The 17,593-nt window shown below is 48.9% G+C and carries 16 protein-coding genes and 6 tRNA genes; 10 read left to right on the forward strand and 12 right to left on the reverse strand.

Translation table 11 applies throughout. The features are described 5' to 3' along the window. The first annotated feature begins 27 nt into the window (after positions 1-27). The 7 genes from SD53_RS14020 to SD53_RS14050 all read left to right on the forward strand — a co-directional run bounded on the left by SD53_RS14020 (position 28) and on the right by SD53_RS14050 (position 1,035). Entirely contained in the window at positions 28-210 is a 183-nt protein-coding gene (locus SD53_RS14020) for a hypothetical protein (protein ID WP_046520792.1), read from the forward strand. Positions 211-457: 247 nt separating this feature from the next. Beyond that, positions 458-533: transfer RNA gene (locus SD53_RS14025), tRNA-Ala, on the forward strand. 16 nt (positions 534-549) lie between these two features. Continuing rightward, positions 550-625, forward strand: a tRNA-Glu gene (locus tag SD53_RS14030). Positions 626-651: 26 nt separating this feature from the next. Beyond that, positions 652-727, forward strand: a tRNA-Glu gene (locus tag SD53_RS14035). Between the two features lie 34 nt (positions 728-761). After that, positions 762-837 (forward strand) — tRNA-Glu (locus SD53_RS14040). Between the two features lie 24 nt (positions 838-861). Further along, positions 862-937: transfer RNA gene (locus SD53_RS14045), tRNA-Glu, on the forward strand. A gap of 22 nt (positions 938-959) precedes the next feature. Beyond that, positions 960-1,035 (forward strand) — tRNA-Ala (locus SD53_RS14050). Positions 1,036-1,202: 167 nt separating this feature from the next. On the opposite strand, the gene SD53_RS14055 is transcribed toward SD53_RS14050, so the two are convergent. Further along, complete coding sequence (locus SD53_RS14055) at positions 1,203-1,808, reverse strand: arylesterase (RefSeq protein ID WP_046520793.1); 606 nt, start codon at positions 1,806-1,808, stop codon at positions 1,203-1,205. Here SD53_RS14055 and SD53_RS14060 point away from each other — a divergent pair. After that, positions 1,807-2,523: an ABC transporter ATP-binding protein gene (locus tag SD53_RS14060; RefSeq protein ID WP_046520794.1), complete on the forward strand. Its 717-nt coding sequence runs from the start codon at positions 1,807-1,809 to the stop codon at positions 2,521-2,523. The two genes, SD53_RS14055 and SD53_RS14060, sit on opposite strands and share 2 nt — an antisense overlap. Beyond that, the gene (locus tag SD53_RS14065) at positions 2,513-4,993 is read left to right on the forward strand and encodes an ABC transporter permease (protein WP_046520795.1); all 2,481 of its coding nucleotides are present in this window, start codon (positions 2,513-2,515) and stop codon (positions 4,991-4,993) included. The genes SD53_RS14060 and SD53_RS14065 overlap by 11 nt, the downstream gene beginning before the upstream one ends. Here the strand turns inward: SD53_RS14065 and SD53_RS14070 are convergent. The 4 genes from SD53_RS14070 to SD53_RS14085 all read right to left on the reverse strand — a co-directional run bounded on the left by SD53_RS14070 (position 4,984) and on the right by SD53_RS14085 (position 8,344). After that, positions 4,984-5,877, reverse strand: coding sequence for a TIGR01777 family oxidoreductase (locus tag SD53_RS14070; RefSeq protein ID WP_046520796.1), 894 nt, complete (start codon positions 5,875-5,877; stop codon positions 4,984-4,986). The two genes, SD53_RS14065 and SD53_RS14070, sit on opposite strands and share 10 nt — an antisense overlap. Positions 5,878-5,954: 77 nt before the next feature. Continuing rightward, complete coding sequence (locus SD53_RS14075) at positions 5,955-6,347, reverse strand: lysozyme inhibitor LprI family protein (RefSeq protein WP_046520797.1); 393 nt, start codon at positions 6,345-6,347, stop codon at positions 5,955-5,957. Beyond that, a complete protein-coding gene (locus tag SD53_RS14080) occupies positions 6,344-7,666 on the reverse strand; it encodes an ATP-binding protein (RefSeq protein WP_046520798.1) in 1,323 nt (440 codons plus the stop codon). Before SD53_RS14080 ends, SD53_RS14075 begins: the two co-directional genes overlap by 4 nt. After that, positions 7,667-8,344, reverse strand: coding sequence for a response regulator transcription factor (locus SD53_RS14085; RefSeq protein ID WP_046520799.1), 678 nt, complete (start codon positions 8,342-8,344; stop codon positions 7,667-7,669). A 388-nt stretch (positions 8,345-8,732) separates the two neighbouring features. Between SD53_RS14085 and SD53_RS14090 the strand changes: the two genes are divergently transcribed. Further along, entirely contained in the window at positions 8,733-9,047 is a 315-nt protein-coding gene (locus SD53_RS14090) for a ComEA family DNA-binding protein (protein ID WP_046520800.1), read from the forward strand. A 17-nt stretch (positions 9,048-9,064) separates the two neighbouring features. On the opposite strand, the gene SD53_RS14095 is transcribed toward SD53_RS14090, so the two are convergent. From SD53_RS14095 to SD53_RS14125, 7 genes are all read right to left on the reverse strand, one after another. Continuing rightward, positions 9,065-10,288 carry an EAL and HDOD domain-containing protein gene (locus SD53_RS14095; protein WP_046520801.1) on the reverse strand — a complete coding sequence of 408 codons (1,224 nt, stop codon included), beginning with the start codon at positions 10,286-10,288 and terminating at the stop codon, positions 9,065-9,067. A gap of 144 nt (positions 10,289-10,432) precedes the next feature. Further along, entirely contained in the window at positions 10,433-11,881 is a 1,449-nt protein-coding gene (gene putP / locus SD53_RS14100) for a sodium/proline symporter PutP (RefSeq protein WP_436197678.1), read from the reverse strand. Positions 11,882-12,048: 167 nt separating this feature from the next. Then, positions 12,049-13,695, reverse strand: a complete 1,647-nt coding sequence (locus SD53_RS14105; protein WP_046520803.1) for a BatD family protein — start codon at positions 13,693-13,695, stop codon at positions 12,049-12,051. Then, a complete protein-coding gene (locus tag SD53_RS14110) occupies positions 13,689-15,509 on the reverse strand; it encodes a VWA domain-containing protein (protein WP_046520804.1) in 1,821 nt (606 codons plus the stop codon). The genes SD53_RS14105 and SD53_RS14110 overlap by 7 nt, the downstream gene beginning before the upstream one ends. Next, entirely contained in the window at positions 15,499-16,491 is a 993-nt protein-coding gene (locus SD53_RS14115; RefSeq protein ID WP_046520805.1) for a vWA domain-containing protein, read from the reverse strand. The genes SD53_RS14110 and SD53_RS14115 overlap by 11 nt, the downstream gene beginning before the upstream one ends. Next, on the reverse strand, positions 16,491-16,949 hold the full coding sequence (locus tag SD53_RS14120) for a DUF4381 domain-containing protein (RefSeq protein WP_052749270.1): 459 nt from the start codon (positions 16,947-16,949) through the stop codon (positions 16,491-16,493). Before SD53_RS14120 ends, SD53_RS14115 begins: the two co-directional genes overlap by 1 nt. After that, positions 16,936-17,593, reverse strand: a 658-nt coding sequence (locus SD53_RS14125; protein WP_046520842.1) for a DUF58 domain-containing protein, incomplete at its 5' end; no start/stop codon positions are given. The genes SD53_RS14125 and SD53_RS14120, both read right to left, overlap by 14 nt.

The raw sequence follows: 17,593 nt of genomic DNA on the forward strand, positions 1-17,593 counted from the left end.
AAACCCTGCTTCGGCAGGGTTTTTTCTTTGGATCTTTTTATTTATTCAAATCTATCTATTGCTTATGCACTATTAGCTGACTCGGTCGAACGGACTGAACCAGCCGAAAAGCCTGTCTCGTTGGTATTGTATTTTACCGCCACAATGAATCAGCAAATGACAGACACTCAGTCCGTTGCCGAGTTTTGGGCATTGGCTTCGTTGCTGTAAATCAGCTAGCGCAGTTTTTTGTAGCGTTTTTACCTTAGTGCAGTGGTGTGGCAGCGTCTTGAATTTCATCGATTTCTGGGCAGAGCAGGGCAGATCATTCAGGTAATTTGCTGCTTGAATCGTCACTTAGTTTAAAAAATACGCGAACAGTAAAGGCTTTCTAAAAAACTGTTGACACCTGTAGCCCCGGCCCCTAGAATTCGCCTCGTCTTGTAGGGGATTGCTTAGCAGCCTCTGCAATTGGTGTGGGGCTATAGCTCAGCTGGGAGAGCGCTTGCATGGCATGCAAGAGGTCAGCGGTTCGATCCCGCTTAGCTCCACCAAAAATTTTGTTCCAGTGTCCCTTTCGTCTAGAGGCCTAGGACACCGCCCTTTCACGGCGGTAACAGGGGTTCGAATCCCCTAAGGGACGCCAACAAAATTTGACAAACTGACCGTAGTGTCCCTTTCGTCTAGAGGCCTAGGACACCGCCCTTTCACGGCGGTAACAGGGGTTCGAATCCCCTAAGGGACGCCAATCTGTCAGTGCAATTTGTGATGTTTATGCGCCTGTCCCTTTCGTCTAGAGGCCTAGGACACCGCCCTTTCACGGCGGTAACAGGGGTTCGAATCCCCTAAGGGACGCCAGCATCATATGAAGACCTTTCCAGTGTCCCTTTCGTCTAGAGGCCTAGGACACCGCCCTTTCACGGCGGTAACAGGGGTTCGAATCCCCTAAGGGACGCCACTTCAGCCTTATATCTGCAAGTGGGGCTATAGCTCAGCTGGGAGAGCGCTTGCATGGCATGCAAGAGGTCAGCGGTTCGATCCCGCTTAGCTCCACCAATCTCTGCTTATTCGCATTCGTTCTTACCTACTGGTTTTAATCTTTTGTGTATTTGTTGTTTTCTGCTGACTTGCTATTACCGCACTGGTGCATCTTTACAGTTCAATGCTGCAAAAAAAGCGGCTTAAAAGCCGCTTGCTGACATTTCTTAAACTTGGTTACATCTTTATTCTAGACTCGATACCAAAGGTAGCATTAAATCTGCGATAACAGGTTGAGCTTCCAGGTTCGGGTGTAGTCCATCTGCTTGCATCCACTGTTGTTTTAACGCTATGGTCTCCATGAAGAAGGGCCATAGCAGGATCTGTTGCTGTTCGGCAATTTTAGGATACAAATCAGTGAATAATTTGGTGTAACGTGGACCATAGTTGGGTGGAATACGTATCTGCATTAGCACAGCCTTGCTTTGGTGCTGTTTGATTTGCGTCACCATGGCTGTGAGATTGGTTTCAAGCTGGGTCACAGGGAAACCACGCAGGCCATCATTGGCACCCAGTTCAATCAGCACATAGTCAGGCTTGTGTTGCTCCAGCAATGCAGGTAAACGGGCTAAACCTCCACCTGAGGTTTCGCCGCTGATGCTGGCGTTGACCAGTGTCCAGCCACTGTTTTGTTCCTTCAGCTTTTGCTGGAGCAGATGTACCCAGCTTTGCTGTTGGCTTAACCCATAACCGGCGCTCAGACTATCGCCCAGAATTAATAGCGTTTTGGCTTGCACTGTAGCTGCAGTGAGACACAAGACCAAAAGCATAACGTAGATGAATCTAATCATGAAAACACCAGTACCTCATATTGTTGCAAAAGATGTTGTAAAGAGAGTTCAGCTTACCGGATCTGAGCTTACCATACTGCAAAATATCGACCTTAGGATCAATCAAGGCGCGACAGTTGCCATAGTTGGAGCTTCGGGCTCAGGTAAGTCTACTTTATTAGGTATTTTGGCAGGTTTGGATCAGGCAAGTTCAGGTGAAGTGTATCTGGCTGGACAGCCGCTACATCAATTATCCGAAGACGAACGAGCTCAATTAAGAGCCAGCTCAGTTGGTTTTGTGTTCCAGTCGTTTTTGTTGTTACCTAGCCTGACGGCATTAGAAAACGTTACCTTACCTGCAGAGTTGGCTGGTATGCCCGATGCCCGCGCCCGGGGGCTGGAATTACTGGCTCAGGTTGGCTTAAGCCACAGAGCTGACTTCTTTCCCAACCAGATGAGTGGTGGCGAACAACAAAGGGTCGCCATTGCCAGAGCTTTTATTACAAAGCCGGCAGTGTTATTTGCCGATGAACCCTCCGCCAACCTCGACAGTGCGACAGGTGAGAAGATTGAAGATCTATTGTTTGAACTGAATCAGCAGCAGGGGACGACCTTAGTGCTGGTCACCCACAATCATGAATTAGCACAACGTTGCCAGTTCAGATTTTTGATGCATGCGGGCCAACTGACAGCAGATTTATCTCAGGTTACAGAGGATAAGCGTCATGTGGGGTAAAATCGCCTGGCGGCTATTCTGGCGTGAATTAAGCCGCGGAGAATTATGGGTCATCGCCTTTTCGTTATTTTTAGCTGTGCTGACTGTGGTCAGTTTATCCGGTATCACTGAATCTGTGCGTTCAGCCTTGTATCAGCGCAGCGCTAATTTCGTAGCCGCGGATAAGATCCTGCGCTCCAGTGTGGGTTTTAACGAGCAAGTGCAACAACAAGCCACTGCACTCGAACTGAAATCATCCCGCCAGGTGCAATTTAACTCCATGTTATTTGCTAAAGATCTGATGCAACTGGTGTCTGTCAAAGCAGTATCAGCCACTTACCCACTCAGAGGCGAGCTGAAATTAAGTTCCTCTGTGACCGATGCGACAGCGGCTGCATCCTTGCAACCTAACCAGCTTTATCTGGAGAGTCGTCTTTATAGTTTACTGAACATTCAGGTCGGGGACAGTCTGGAGCTGGGCGAGAAAGTGTTTACGGCAGCGGGAGTGATAGTGGCTGAACCTGACGCGCCACTTTCGGTGTTTGGTAGCTCGCCGCGGGTGTTGATGCATCTGGACGATGTGGCCGCCACCGGGATTATCCAGCCAGGTAGCCGGATCAGCTATCGTTTAATGTTTGCTGGCAGTCAACAAGGCCTTGATCAATTAGAGACTCAGACAAAAGAGTTACTGGGACCACAGGACAGATGGCAGAAAATGGATCGGGAGTCGGCCATAGGCGGAGCTTTGGATAGATCCGAGCGCTTTTTATTGTTGTCAGGTCTGTTGGGCATAGTGTTGGCGGCCTGTGCTGCTGCTGTTGCCGCGAATCGTTACAGCCAACGACATGCCCGCTCTGTGGCGGTGATGAAAGCATTAGGCGCTACAACCACCATGAGCCGTAAGGTGTATGGCAGCCATTTGCTGTTTGTTGTGTTGTTGAGTGTCGGTTTTGGTTTGCTGGCGGGGCAGTTGCTGGTTCAACTCAGTCAGTGGGGCGTTGCATTCTGGATGCCGGAGTATCTGGCTGAATTCAGTCTCCGCCCTTTAGGTTTGGGTGTCTTAACCGCCGCTATCTGTGCTGTGTTATTTTCGGCCCGGCCTTTATGGCGTTTAGCCGCTGTACCTGCGTTGAATGTATTACGCGAGAAACCTGATCAATTGAACTTTGATCCGCTGCATTTAATCAGTGGCTCTGTCGCGATCTGGTTATTGATGTGGCTTTTCAGTGGTGATATCTGGATCAGTAGCTGGTTATTTGCGCTCTGTCTGGTGTTTGCAGCCTTGTTGATGGGATTTGCTGCTGTGCTTGTCAGAGTAGCTAAACCTATGGCAGCAGGCCAAAGCAGTGCGTTACGACTGGCTCTGGCAAATTTACGTCGCAGGTTATGGCCGAATGCGTTCCAACTGATCACCTTTAGTCTGGCATTGTTTTTAACCTTGCTGCTGTACTTTTTGCGCTCTGAGTTACTGGACCAATGGCAACAACAAGTGCCTGAAGGTGCCCCGAATCAGTTTCTGGTGAATTTAACAGAGCAGGATAAAACCTCGTTACAGCAGTTGGCTGCACAGCACAAGCTGACCCTGACAGACTTTTACCCTATGATCAACGGCCGGGTGCTGGCGGTCAATGGCGAGAACTTTGCCGATGAAGCGACAAAGGAGAGGCCTGAACAACGTCAGGGCGTTGGTCGGGAGCTGAACCTGACTTGGCTAACACAACTGCCGGATAACAATAAGGTGGAAAGTGGGACATGGTTTACCGCGCAATCCAAAGCTGAAGTGTCGGTTGAGTCGCAGATGGCAGAGCGCTTACAGTTAAAGCTCGGTGATACCTTGCAGTTTTCTGTCGGTGGTCAGGTATTCGATGCCAAAATAAGCAGCATTCGTAAAGTGGACTGGAACAGTTTGCAGCCTAACTTTTACATGGTGCTGTCACCGGATCTGATGCAGGGTTTTCCCGCTACTTATATCACAGCGTTTTATCTGGATATGGCAGAACAAGAATTGCTGAACCAGATAGTGCGGCAATTCCCGACTGTCAGTCTGATTTCAGTCGATACCATCTTAAAACAGGTCAACGACATCATCGGTCAGGTATCCGTGGCTCTAACCTTTATCCTGGTTTTAGTCTTTGCATCTGCAGTACTGGTGTTAGTCGCGCAAGTGCAGGCCACCTTGGAACAACGCGAACAGGAGTTGGCGATTTTACGCACTTTAGGTGCTAAATCTGTGTTCTTGAAATCTGCACTTTTGTATGAGTTTGCTGCGTTGGGCGCTCTGGCAGGGCTTTTTGCCACTGTACTGGCTGAAGTGCTGCTGGCTGTGGTACAACAGCAATTTTTTGACTTGCCATACAATCCTCACTGGAGTCTGTGGTGGTTAGGGCCTGTATTGGGAGTCACGCTGGTTACTGCGTTAGGTGCATGGCAGGTCAGGGTGTTGTTAAAGATGTCTGGCAGCACCTTGTTGCGTCGCGCCCTTCAGAATTGAAGGGCGTTAAGGGCCTCTTTCAGTTGTGGATAGTGGAACTGAAAGCCACTATCCAACAGTCGTTTAGGCTGGACATTCTGACCAAACAGCAGAAGGTCAGACATTTCGCCAAACGCTAAGCGCAGCATAAAGGCTGGCACGGTCAATGGGGCTTTTTTACCAAAACGTTCCGCTAATAATTGACTGAATTGCTTATTGCTGACGGGACGCGGAGCTGTGGCATTAAAGGGGCCACTCAAGTCATCTCTGTGCAGCAAGAAGTCGATCAGGCGCACCATATCGTCCAGGTGGATCCAGGACATCATGTGTTGACCATCCCCGATCGGGCCACCCAAACCTAATTTAAACAACGGTAGCATTTTGCTCAGTGCACCGCCTTTGCTGCTGAGCACTATGCCCGTTCGCAGCAAACAGACTCTGGTGTGTGCACTGGCTGCTCGCTGCGCCAGATTCTCCCAGCGGGCACAAATATCATGACTGAATTCAGGGTAAAAAGAGCTGTGTTCCTCTGTCACGACCTGACTACCCTGGCGGCCATAGAAGCCTATGGCAGAGCCGTTGATCAGTACTTTCGGCGGGGTGGTGCAGTGCTGAATTTTCTGGGCCAGAGCCTCGGTCAGTTGCCAGCGACTTTGGCAGATTTTTTGTTTTTGTGATTCTGTCCAGCGTTTATCGGCTATAGGTTCTCCGGCCAGATTGACCACTGCATCAAGCTGATTGACGTCGATGTCATCCACTGATTGATAATAGCTGGCGTCTATCGCCAGAATCTGTCTGGCTTTGGCAGCGTTGCGACTGAGAATATGCAATTGATGCTGGTCTTGCCACTGTGCTATCAGGGCGCGGCCGATCAGCCCGGTTGCGCCCGTTATCAGGATCTTCATTGTGCCTCTCCGTATCGATAAGTGACTGAACAGAGTCAGTATAAGTCCATTAATACGGCTCTGCGGCTTTAAGTGGTTTAGTCAGAACTTGGATTCACCTGTTTTAATAATTCGATACGTTGTTGCAGGTGATACAACTGACATTTTTTGTAGGACGCACTTGCGATGTGGTTATCTGGCAACTGACCAATAAACTGCCAACGACAGTCCTGTTCAGTGTAAAGCTCAAAACTCTGACGGGCTTTGTTAAAGAGTTTCAAACCGTCCTGGCGACCGGTTCGGCTGGCCTGTTCTTCCAGTCTGAACAGATGATTGTTTTCCCAACTGGTTAACTCTCTTCTGGCTTGCTGCAGTTGTTGATCCAGGCATTGCATGTAGTCGATTTTATTCTGCTGTTGTCGGTCGCAGCTTGGCTGAGCGCTCAGCGGGAAAAGGCTGAACAGGGCGACCAGTGCCAAAGGTTTGATCATTTTAGTCCTGACTCCGGGAAACGTATGACAAAACGGGCGCCTCCGAGTGGACTTTGCGAGACCTGTAGTTCACCTGAGTATGAGCTGACCAGTTCAGAAACGATAGACAGGCCTACACCATGCCCTTCTTTATAGGTATCCAGTCGGGTGCCACGTTGAAACAATTCGTCTCTTTTATCTGCCGGAATACCCGGACCATCGTCCTCAATATCAAGTTGTAATGGTTTACCAAAAGCACTGACCTTCACTCTGTGATTGCAGGCTTTACAGGCGTTATCCAGCAGATTACCAAGAATTTCCATTAAATCAGTCTCGTCGCCGCGAAAGACCACCTGATCCGTGCAATGAATGTCAATCAGGCAGCCTTTATCCCGATAAATTTTGCTCAAGGCCTGTTCTAGTTTCTCAATCAGCGGTTTGACCTTAATTTGTTTATGCCACAAATCCTGGCCTGAACTGGAGGCTCGTTTGAGCTGATGTTCAATCATGCCGGTTATACGGTCCAGTTGCTCGCGCAATTCAGGTTGTTCAGATAACTTGGACGTGCGCAGCACGGCGATCGGCGTTTTTAAGGCGTGTGCTAAATCACTTAAATGATGACGGTATCGTTGTTTTTGTCGGTTTTGATTCGCCAGCAACAGGTTTAAGTCTTCTTTAATTTTATGGAGTTCTGCAGGATAGTCACGCAGCAACTGTTCTTGTTGGCCACTTTCAAGTTGGTGGATTTCTTTATCCAACGAGGTCAAAGGTTTAGTGATCCAGTAATAGGCCAGCAAGGTTAACCCAACCAACACCAGCGCTATGCCAATAAACCACTGGCTCAAGGTTTTTCGGAAGGCTTTTAACGGTTCCTGCAGTAAGTGATCATTCTGTACTACGTGAATGGTTAAGGGCAGGGTGTTGTCACCCAGATCAAATAGTACAGAAAAAGACAATACCCAATATTTTTGCTGATACTGCTCCATCAGCACAAACTCGTGCGAGGCTGGCAAAATTTGATGGGTAGGCGGGTCAAATTGTTGATTGATCGACGAATCAGATTGCCACAACAGTTCGTTTTCGCTGGTAATAAAGGCAGCCAGGCCTGAATCAGGGCGATAAAAGTCCGGCGGCAGCAAATTATTACTCAACTCCACCTTACCCTCGGCGGGTTGCACTTCCGCCAGGATGGAGTACATATGCACTTCGAGTTTTTGCTCAGTGCTGGTCAACAGTTGAGTATAAAAAGCCTGTTCTATTGCAAAAAACGAACTGGGTAGCAGAAAGAACAATAAAAACAGGCTAATAATCCCCTGACGAACCTTGAGCGACAACTGCATCTAGCTGACTGCCATAGTGAAACGGTAACCGCGGCCACGCAAGGTTTCGATAGGTTTTAACTCTCCGTCCGGATCGAGCTTTTTCCGCAGACGTAACACAAAGACTTCAATGACGTTGCTGTCCAGATCGAAATCCTGATCATAAATGTGTTCGGTCAGTTCGGTTTTCGAGATCACTTTATTTGGATTATGCATAAAGTACTCCAGCACCTTGTATTCATAAGCCGTCAGGCTGACTTCATCGTCGCCCAGCCAGACCTGTTGCGTCCTGCTGTTTAGTCGGACCGGGCCTGCATGCAGCATTGGATCAGGCTGGCCTGCAGCCCGGCGTATCAGGGCATTGATACGAGCCAATAACTCCTCTGTATGAAAAGGTTTCGTCAGGTAGTCGTCTGCCCCAGCATCCAATCCCTGTACTTTCTCCTGCCAACTGCCACGAGCTGTCAGGACAATAACAGGGGTTTTTATATCATTTTGACGCGCTTTACGAATAAGGCTCAGACCATCCATTTTAGGCAGACCTATATCAATAATGGCCAAATCGTAAGGGTATTCACTGAGTTTAAACCAACCGTCAGCGCCATCATGAGCCACGTCTACACTAAATTGCTGCTGTACCAAATGTTCACGGATTTGCTCCGCTAATAAGCTCTCGTCTTCAACAACTAATAAACGCATGGGGCTTCCTTTTAAAATGGGCAAAGACAAAGTGGGGTTATGCTAAAACACTCTGTCTGTCGCGGCAATCCTTAACAGTGGACAAATCGTGCAAAGCATAGGGACCAGGGGCTGAATTGTTGCTGAATACCTGTTGCCCTGGTCGCCGGGGGGGCGGCTGGTGTGCTGAGCTGCGCGGGCGAACTGGTCGCTGGCAGTGGTTATAGGAGGCTTTTTGTTTTATTTTTGTAAAAATAAAGATGCAAAAATATTGTTTTTTACTATCTTTATTAACGAGGTTGCAACTCAACGTGGTTTCTTCAGCTTCCCTTACCGGATTGTAGTTACTGACACCAACCTTCAGTAACACAGTGAGAAGGTGAGAAACTGTTAAAAGGAGAGAACTGTGATGAAAATCGCACTCGTTGCAGCAGTCATGGCCAGTCTGGCCTGTGCAGTTAATCTGACCGTCGCACAAGAATTAGCGAAAGCCCCTTTGTCTGTTCCTGCCACAGCGAAAGTAGCAGACAAAGCCAAGCTCAATATTAACCAGGCGTCGATAGAACAGCTGGTTGCCGTGCCTGGCATAGGTGAAAAGAAAGCTCAGGCGATTAAAGATTACATCAGCGCCAATGGGCCAATCAAAGATCAAAAGCAGTTAACCGAAGTCAAAGGGATCGGCGATAAACTGGCCGCTAAAGTGGCTGAACACGTCAGTTTTTAAGCAAAATCATGCGCTCGTCAATTGTCGCCGAGCGCTTTCATTTGTTCGTTTGCCCACTGTACTGCCGTATGATAAGCATCTGGCACAGACTTGCTGTCAAGTTTCAGCGCTTGGATCAGTGCATTGGCGTCATCCCAGGCGGCCTGTTCATAAAACTTAATCAGTTGCAGGAACTGAGCTATAGGTCCTATACCTTCAATCAGGGCATCTTTAATGTCTTTGGACAAAGGTAGCTTACTCATGACTGAACTCATAGGTTCATCCAAAATTGCATCCATCAACGACATCATGCCAGTCAAAAAGGCTTTAGATACCTCAGAGAAACCAGCCAGTTTAGCGATATCCTCAGCAAAACGTGCTCTGGTCATCGCCAGGCGCATCAGCTCTGCCGGTTTATCACTGCTGATTTGAGCGGTAAAAAGCACAGACAGAAAACGTTTCAGCTCCGCCTGGCCTAACACCACTATGGCTTGCTTAATCGTGGCGATGTCGGTGCGTCGTTTAAAAACCGCCGAGTTGGTATAACGCAGCAATTTATAGGACAGGTGGACGTCACGTTCAAACACTGAAGTAATGGTATTGAGATCCATCTCTGGTTTGGCTGTTTCATACAACAACTCGGCTAGCGTCATTTGGGCGGGTGACAGGGCCCGACTTTGCATCATCTCAGGACGTGAGAAAAAATAGCCCTGAAAATAATCAAAACCTAACTCCACCGCCTGCAGAAACTCTTCGTTACTTTCGACTTTTTCCGCCAGCAATTTGATATGAGGATAATCCCGGATGGCCGCTTTGATTTGCAGTATGGTATCGAGACTGGTGGCGCGAAAATCAATTTTAATAATATCGATCAGCGGATAAAAGTGCCGCCAGACCGGCTGATGAATATAGTCATCCAGCGCCAGAATATAACCCTGGGCTTTGAGCGATTCACATTCGGCCAATAAGCGTTTTCCGGGTTGCACCGTCTCCAGTATTTCAATTACTACTTGCTCGCACGGCAACATGGAAGGGTATTTCTTCAATAAGGAGTCGAGTGTAAAGTTGATAAAACCGGGTTTGTCGCCTAAAAATTCGTCGAGGCCAAGGTTGAGCTGACTGCCTTCAATCATGCGGGAGGTCGCTTCGTTGCTATCGACTTCAGGGAATACGTTTTCCACACCATCCCTGAACAAAAGCTCATAGGCAAACAGGTTTTTATCTTTATCCAGAATAGGTTGGCGTGCAGTATAAAAGTACATAAGTCCCTGAACAGCTAAACAGAAGTCATGCTTCAATGTAGCAAAGATCTGCGGGAAATGACTACGGTCTTACAGATTTTTTCAAAGTCTCACCGCTCTGGTCTTTGGGCGACCTGCAGATCAGGTCACCCGGAACCAGAGGTGTTAGTTTTGTTGTAACTTATCTGATACTTGCTGAAACAAATGGCTTACTTCCTCTGTCGGAGTTGAGGTAGCCAGACTGACCAGCCAGGTCAGAAGCGCAGAGACAAATACACCGGGGATCATGGCATAGAGGAAGTCATTCAACTGTTTGCCATCGATCTGATAGGGGCTGTACGCCCAAAACAATACAGTCAAAGCACCAGCGGTAATACCGGCCAGCGCGCCCCAGTGATTCATACGTTTCCAGTACAAGCTCAGCAGCACCACAGGGCCAAAAGCCGCACCAAAACCAGCCCAGGCATTGGCAACCAGGCCAAGGATAGAGCTATTGCTATCAAGAGCGAGCACAATGGCAATAAGAGCTACTGCCAATACAGACACGCGGCCAATCAACACTTGTTGTTGATCGGTGGCGGCTTTGTGCAGGAAGGTTTTATAGAAGTCCTGCGTCAGAGCGCTGGAGGTAACCAGTAATTGAGACGAGACAGTGCTCATAATGGCCGCCAGTATGGCGGCCAGCAATAATCCCCCAACAAAGGGATGGAACAACACCTGAGACAGCAAAATAAAGATGGTCTCCGGGTCTTTCAGTGGCATTTGGGTTTGCTGCACATAGGCAATACCGACAAAACCTATGGCCATGGCACCTACAATTGAGATGATCATCCAGGACATACCAATACGACGGGCGGCTTTAAAGTCCTCAACTGAGCGTATCGCCATAAAACGGACGATAATATGAGGCTGACCAAAGTAACCCAGACCCCAGGCCAGTAATGAAATAATGCCCAGCACGCTGGTTCCTGTGAATAAATCCAAATGTTTAGGGTTTAGTTGTTCTATGGTGGTGAACATCTGAGTCGGCTGGTCTAAAGCGCCGAAAGCGACCACAGGCACCATCACCAGCGCAATAAACATAATCATGCCTTGAACAAAATCCGTCATACTGACTGCTAAAAAGCCGCCCAACAGGGTATATGCAATCACCACACCAGCGGTCAAAAACAGACCCAATTCGTAGTTCAGACCAAAGACTTCGTCAAATAATTTACCGCCAGCGACCATGCCAGATGAGGTGTATAAGGTGAAAAAGATAACGATCACTAATGCGGAGACCAGACGTAACAGTCGCGTTGGATCGGCGAAACGATTCTCCAGATAATCAGGCAGAGTAATGGAGTCTTTGGCTAACTCGGTGTAGACCCGAAAACGTGGAGCAAGCAACAGATAATTAAGGTAAGCACCAATGACTAAACCCACGCCAATCCAAATTTGCGAGATCCCTGCGACATACATAGCTCCCGGCACTCCCATCAGCAGCCAGCCGCTCATGTCCGAAGCACCAGCAGATAAAGCTGTCACTGCCGGGCCTAATTTGCGACCGCCAAGCATATACTCAGATAAATTACTGCTGGACTGACGATAGGCATATAAACCTATAGCCAGCATAGAAAGAAAATAAATAGATAACGCTAAAATGGTTCCCGTGGCCACTGTGATTCTCCAAAAATGGTACTTTTTTATAGTTATAAAACTGCTGCATGCTACCAATAGCATGCCACAACAGCCAGTATTTTAAGGCAGACCACCAGGGCGCTGCTGCCAATCACCGCAATTTACTGATTTGGATAAAGCTCAGGTAACGCAGATGGGGCAGCAGCTTTCTCCATTGATAACTTCGACCAACAACTCCACAAGGTTTTGCCTTGCCAGTTTTGCTGCTCTTTCTGATACAACTGTTGATTAAGCAGTTGTAATTGCTCTGTAAAGGCTTGATCGTTACACCAGTTGGCTAACTCCGAAAGTGAGGCAGGGCTGCGGCCAAACTGTTGTTCTGCCCACTGCATCAGCCATTGTCGTGCTGCCGGGGCATCATTGCTATGGCAGGCATTCTGTAATTTTTTTGGATTGGCTTTGGCAACACCAGAAGGTTGAATTGTCACCTTGGGTGGCGCTGTTTTTGTTGGCCTGAACCAAAGCAGTAAGGCAACCGAACTTAGCCAAAGCAGACTGAGTACTGAGCTGGTGTGGTTCCATTGCCATGGATCCGTGTCCGCTGCGGCTGTGCCTGAGACCTGTGTTGCTGGCACCACTACTGGTGTTGTAGCCTGCTGCGCCAGTTCGGGATTGACTTTTACGCTTACACGTTTTTCCGGCAAGGTTGCATACTGGATAGATTTAGTTTTTTTATTCCACCAGGGCAATTTCACTTCTGGCAGGATCAGTTCACCCGCTTTATTGGCAACCACCGCCATACTGAAGACTTTCTGTGACACCAGGGTGCCGTTGCGCTCAGCTTGTTTGGCCTGAGGTTGCTCTTTATACAGCTTTACGCCATCAGGTACATCAAGGATTAAATCCGGCAACTGGTGTTCAGCCACATCCAAGGCTGTGATGGTAATAGTGCGGGTGACAGGTTCGCCTTGAGTTAATTGATCTGTAGCCGGACTCCACTCTTCGTTCAGGCTGACTAAATCTGCAATCAGCCAGTCACCTGGGAAATTATCCGGCTTAGCGGCAACTTCTATCGTTAAATCATTAGCGCGGGCACTGACCGCTTTGGTTTGGGCAAAATAATCATAGCGGCCAGAGTCTCTGTCGAGCATCTCGCCGCTGAGTGTAGACCCCGGCAGCACAAAGGTACCGCTGCGCTCAGGGATTAGCCGGTATCGACGGGTAAAAGTGCGGTAGCGTTCACCGTTAACTAACTCAGAGCCTTCTTTATCTTTGCCCAGTTGCTCTATGCTCAGGCCTTCGACTTTAGGCTCGCTGAGCGAGCCGCGTTGTAAATCGCCCTGAAAGAAGATTTTCACTTCAAGATAAGCCAGTTGCTGCACATAAAGTTGTGTACTGTCCAGGCTGCTTTGTAAAAATAGCTGACTATCCTCTGCGCTCTGTGGTTGTGTCGTGCCTTCAACCACTTCCACTTCGATTGACGAGGAACTGACGCCTTCAATCTCAAAGGACGGAATAATAAAAGTGCCACTTTGTTTGGCTCTGAGCAGCAGACGCCAACTGGTGGTGCGGCTGGCCTTACCGTTGATAATTTGCATTTGTTGCCCCAGCGAAGGGCCCTGCACAATAAAATCATTTTCCAATACAGAGAAATCGGGCTGAGTCGCCACCTGATCATCGGCGACCAATTCCAGTACAGCGGTTTCACCCAACAAAAGCGGGTTTTTATCCAGCGATACTTTTAGTTCAGTCAAAGCCCATACTGGACTGGCTGCGACTAATAACAGGCATAACCACTGCTTTACCATTCTTCGACAACTCCGGCTGGTGGTTGATCATAACGACGTTTCTGATATTCAATCGCCATTTTGCGGCGTAATAACAACGAAGGATCATCTTGTACTTTGCGTAATAAATTTTCCAATTGCTGGCTTTGCTCGGCGTTGGCATTCGGCCAGGCTTGGGAAATGGCTTTTTGCTGCTGAGCCTCTGCAGTGTCTTTTGTCTCATCTTCTGCTGATGTTGGCTCAACGGACTCTTGCTGCTGTTTTTGCTGTTGAGTCTGGCCTGGCTGCTGATCCTTTTGTGAAGCCGCATCCTCCTCACTCTGTTCGCTGGAGTCCTCTGCAGAGGACTGTTGCCCGGATTGTGTGGGTTGTTGTTGTGAGCCAGAGCCTTCAGCTTCCTCACCAGACTGCTCGCCGGATTGCTCATTTTGTGGCTGATCCTGCGGTTTGCCATCACCTTGTTGTTGCTGCTGCTTTTGCTGTTCCAGCGCTTTTTTCACTGTCTCCAGGTTTTGTTGCGCTTTATCAAATTGAGGACTTTTTGCCAGCGCCTGCTGGTAGGCCTCGATCGCCTGCTGATACTTTTGCTGTTGCGCCAGGCTATTGCCAAGGTTATACAGGGCATCTGCAGTATCCAACTGGCGGTAGGATTGCTCCGCAGCAGCATAATCCTTTGCCCGATACGCTGCATTGCCTTTCCATAAAGGGTCTGCGAAATTTTGCCATGCACCGGAGTAATCGCCTTGCTGATAGGCCTGTTGGGCTTTTTGTTGTTGAGTTTGCCACAGCTCGCTCCATTCAAAGGCTTCAGCTTTTGGCATAAAAAGCACCAGTGCACACAGAGTCAGCGCACCACGTTTATGCAGCCACAAGGCAAGAGGGAGCAATAACCAGACCAGATAAACTGCATTGTCCTGCCATTGATCACCAAAAAGAGTTTGCTGCTCGTCACTGTCGGCTTTTTTATCCAGAGGTGTTAATGCCAGCAGGGCTTCGATATCGCTGTCCTCTGAACTGGCGACAGCAAACACCCCGGAGCGTAGTTCTGCCAATTGTTGCAGTTGTGTCAGAGGGACCCGGGGCAGCACTATGGCCCCCTGATGATCTTTTAATAGCTCACCATTACTCAAACGCACAGGCGCACCTTGTGAGCTGCCAAAGGCCAGTATTGACAAGCGGTGGGGAAAGGTGTCCATCAACTCACGTAAGCGGGGATAATCAGTGGCAGCAAAGCCGTCGGTAAACAGCACCACATCACCTTGCAGATACCCCCCTTGCTTTAACAACTGATCGGCCAGCAGTAAAGCGGCCTCCAGGTTAGAACCCTGCACTGGCATAATATCGGGGCTAAGTTCGGGCAGCAGCAGCCGGACATTATTGTGATCCTGAGTTAAAGGTGAAATGACAAAGGCATCACCGGCAAAACTGACTAGGGCCAGCTCACCCTCGTGAAGACCATTGATGTAATCCAATGCTTTAAAACGAGCCTGGGTGAAACGATCCGGCGATAAATCGGTCGCACGCATCGACATCGACATATCCATCAGAATCACAGTGGCCTTTTTTAACTGAAATACCGGAGTTGGCAAACGTTGCCAACTCGGTCCCGCCAGCGCTATCACACTGAGCAGCCAGACCAGCAACAACAGCCAATATACAGGTTTTTGTTGCTGTTTCGCAGGCAGAGTTAACAGCTCGTTTTGTAAATGAGGTGCGATCCAGTGTTGCCATGCACTTTGAGGGCGGCGGAATTTGGTAAACAACAGCCAAACCAGCAGAGTCGGCAGCAGTAACCAGAAGTAGTCTGGCCTTAACCAGTGAAAATCAGCCCACATTTTTTAACCTCCCTGACCATCTGAGCTGAGACAGAACCAGCACTGCAGAACAGAACAATGCGGCTAACAGAGGCCAATGCAATAAGCTTTGTTGAGGGCGATAACTGATTTGATCACGTTCTATCGGCTCTAACTGATCCAGCAACTTGTAAATTTGTGCCAGCTCAGCCAAATCACGGGCGCGAAAATATTTCCCGCCTGTCTCTTCGGCAATGCGGGTCAGCAGGGTTTCGTCCAAGTCCGCAGATGGGTTGATCAACTGACGACCAAAAATGCTTTGTTGCACCATTTGCTCTGCACCTACGCCGACAGTGTAAATTTTTACTCCGGCCGCTTTGGCCAGTTGCAAGGCTTCCATAGGCTGGATCACACCTGCGGTATTGGCGCCATCGCTTAATAAAATCAGTACCTTGTTGGATGTTTCATAGGTATTTAAACGTTTCACCGCCAGGCCTATCGCTTCGCCTATCGCCGTACGCTCACCAACCAGGCCCCGTACCGCCTCATCCAGCATGGTTTGAATGGTGGTCAGATCATAAGTGAGCGGCGTTTGCTGATAGGCGGCGTCACCAAATAAGATAAGCCCGATCCGATCGCCTTTGCGTTGCTGAATAAAGTCAGTGACAACCAGTTTTACCGCCTGCAGCCTGTCTATGCTTTGCCCCTGATGTTGCATATCACTGATCGCCATCGAGCCAGACAGATCCAGCGCCAGCATTAAATCACGGCCTTGTTGTGGCAAAGTCACTGTTTCCCCCAGCCATTTAGGTTGAGTGGCTGACAGCACTAAAAAACACCAGCACAACAACGCCAGCAAGGTTTTAGCAGAGCGGGGCGCTTTGCTGACGAAACCTGGACTCTGACCTCCGGCCAGAATTAACGCTTTGTGTTTAAGTGGGCTGCCTTGCTGCTGAGTGTTGCGACGCAGCAGCAAGGGCAGAGGCAGCAAAACAAACAACCAGGGGTAGCTGAATTCAAACATCAGAGCTGCTCCAACTGTTTAACGGAGACTTTGTTCAGCCATGTTGTGACAAACTGCAGATAGAGGCTGAAATCGGCTTCAGCGGGGTCTGGTTTATATAACAGACTTTGTAAGTCGGGTAATGGCTGCTGCGGTAATTGCTGCTGCAAAAAGTCCTGCCATTGTTTGACTGGCGCAGATAACGCCTGATGTCGCGGGCTGTAGCAACGCAGCAGCCGTTTTAGCAGCTCATTCAGTTCAGCGCTTTGCCCTGGCGCTTTGATCAGGCGCAATTCCGCTTTAGCCTGACGTAAAGGCAAAGCTTTTTGCCAGCCTATCCAGAAAAAACGAAAACCATAGGCGAGTACTAAAATCAGCACTACCGTAAGCAACCACCAGCCTGGTGCCGGTGGCCAGAAGGTATTCAAAACCGGCTCTTGAATATCCGCTAAAGCCAGTTGGGGGTCAGTGTTCGCCATCAGGCCAACTCCTGTTTAATTGTTCAATTAAAGGCAAAGCTGCACTGAGTTCTAAATAGCGGCAGTTGAGTTTTTTTAAGTTCTGTTGCAAGGCCTGCTGCCATTGGAGTTGTTGCTTTTGATAACTGTCTTTTAATACGGCAGACCCCAAATCCAGCGTCTTTAACGCCACACCGTCGGTCACCGCAGCCAAACCGGAGGCAGACCGCGGCAAGTGTAAATCCAGCGGGTCTGTGATCTGCACGCAACGTATTTCATTATGCTGGCGCATCGCTTGCAGGTGGCGCAAGCCTTGTGCGTCAAGTGCGCTGAAATCTGAGATCACAAAAATAAGCGCACCAGGGCGGGCTAACCGACGCATTAAACCTAAAGCGTGGTTAATGTTGGACTCTGCCTGCATGCCCTGGTTGTGTTGAATTTTAATCAGCGCATTTAAATAACGTAACACCGCTTGACTGCGGGCTGCGGGTTTAAGCTCCAGCAATTGCTGTTCACTAAAGACCAGCCCACCGAGTTTGTCGCCGGTTTCACGCACATGCCATGCTAACAAGGCTGCTAAATGGGCAGCCTGCACCGATTTCAGCAGTAGTTTTGTGCCAAAACGCATCGATTCCGACAGATCCGTCAGGATAAACACCGGACGT

The sequence above is a fragment of the Rheinheimera mesophila genome, from assembly GCF_000986865.1.
Taxonomy (GTDB): Bacteria; Pseudomonadota; Gammaproteobacteria; order Enterobacterales; family Alteromonadaceae; genus Pararheinheimera; species Pararheinheimera mesophila.

What these genes read in the sequence shown, in the direction of transcription:
- SD53_RS14060 (WP_046520794.1), top strand. Translation starts at nt 1,807, where the DNA reads ATGAAAACACCAGTACCTCATATTGTTGCAAAAGATGTTGTAAAGAGA.
- SD53_RS14055 (WP_046520793.1), bottom strand. Translation starts at nt 1,808, where the DNA reads ATGATTAGATTCATCTACGTTATGCTTTTGGTCTTGTGTCTCACTGCA.
- SD53_RS14065 (WP_046520795.1), top strand. Translation starts at nt 2,513, where the DNA reads ATGTGGGGTAAAATCGCCTGGCGGCTATTCTGGCGTGAATTAAGCCGC.
- SD53_RS14070 (WP_046520796.1), bottom strand. Translation starts at nt 5,877, where the DNA reads ATGAAGATCCTGATAACGGGCGCAACCGGGCTGATCGGCCGCGCCCTG.
- SD53_RS14075 (WP_046520797.1), bottom strand. Translation starts at nt 6,347, where the DNA reads ATGATCAAACCTTTGGCACTGGTCGCCCTGTTCAGCCTTTTCCCGCTG.
- SD53_RS14080 (WP_046520798.1), bottom strand. Translation starts at nt 7,666, where the DNA reads ATGCAGTTGTCGCTCAAGGTTCGTCAGGGGATTATTAGCCTGTTTTTA.
- SD53_RS14085 (WP_046520799.1), bottom strand. Translation starts at nt 8,344, where the DNA reads ATGCGTTTATTAGTTGTTGAAGACGAGAGCTTATTAGCGGAGCAAATC.
- SD53_RS14090 (WP_046520800.1), top strand. Translation starts at nt 8,733, where the DNA reads ATGAAAATCGCACTCGTTGCAGCAGTCATGGCCAGTCTGGCCTGTGCA.
- SD53_RS14095 (WP_046520801.1), bottom strand. Translation starts at nt 10,288, where the DNA reads ATGTACTTTTATACTGCACGCCAACCTATTCTGGATAAAGATAAAAAC.
- putP (WP_436197678.1), bottom strand. Translation starts at nt 11,881, where the DNA reads ATGCTGGCTATAGGTTTATATGCCTATCGTCAGTCCAGCAGTAATTTA.
- SD53_RS14105 (WP_046520803.1), bottom strand. Translation starts at nt 13,695, where the DNA reads ATGGTAAAGCAGTGGTTATGCCTGTTATTAGTCGCAGCCAGTCCAGTA.
- SD53_RS14110 (WP_046520804.1), bottom strand. Translation starts at nt 15,509, where the DNA reads ATGTGGGCTGATTTTCACTGGTTAAGGCCAGACTACTTCTGGTTACTG.
- SD53_RS14115 (WP_046520805.1), bottom strand. Translation starts at nt 16,491, where the DNA reads ATGTTTGAATTCAGCTACCCCTGGTTGTTTGTTTTGCTGCCTCTGCCC.
- SD53_RS14120 (WP_052749270.1), bottom strand. Translation starts at nt 16,949, where the DNA reads ATGGCGAACACTGACCCCCAACTGGCTTTAGCGGATATTCAAGAGCCG.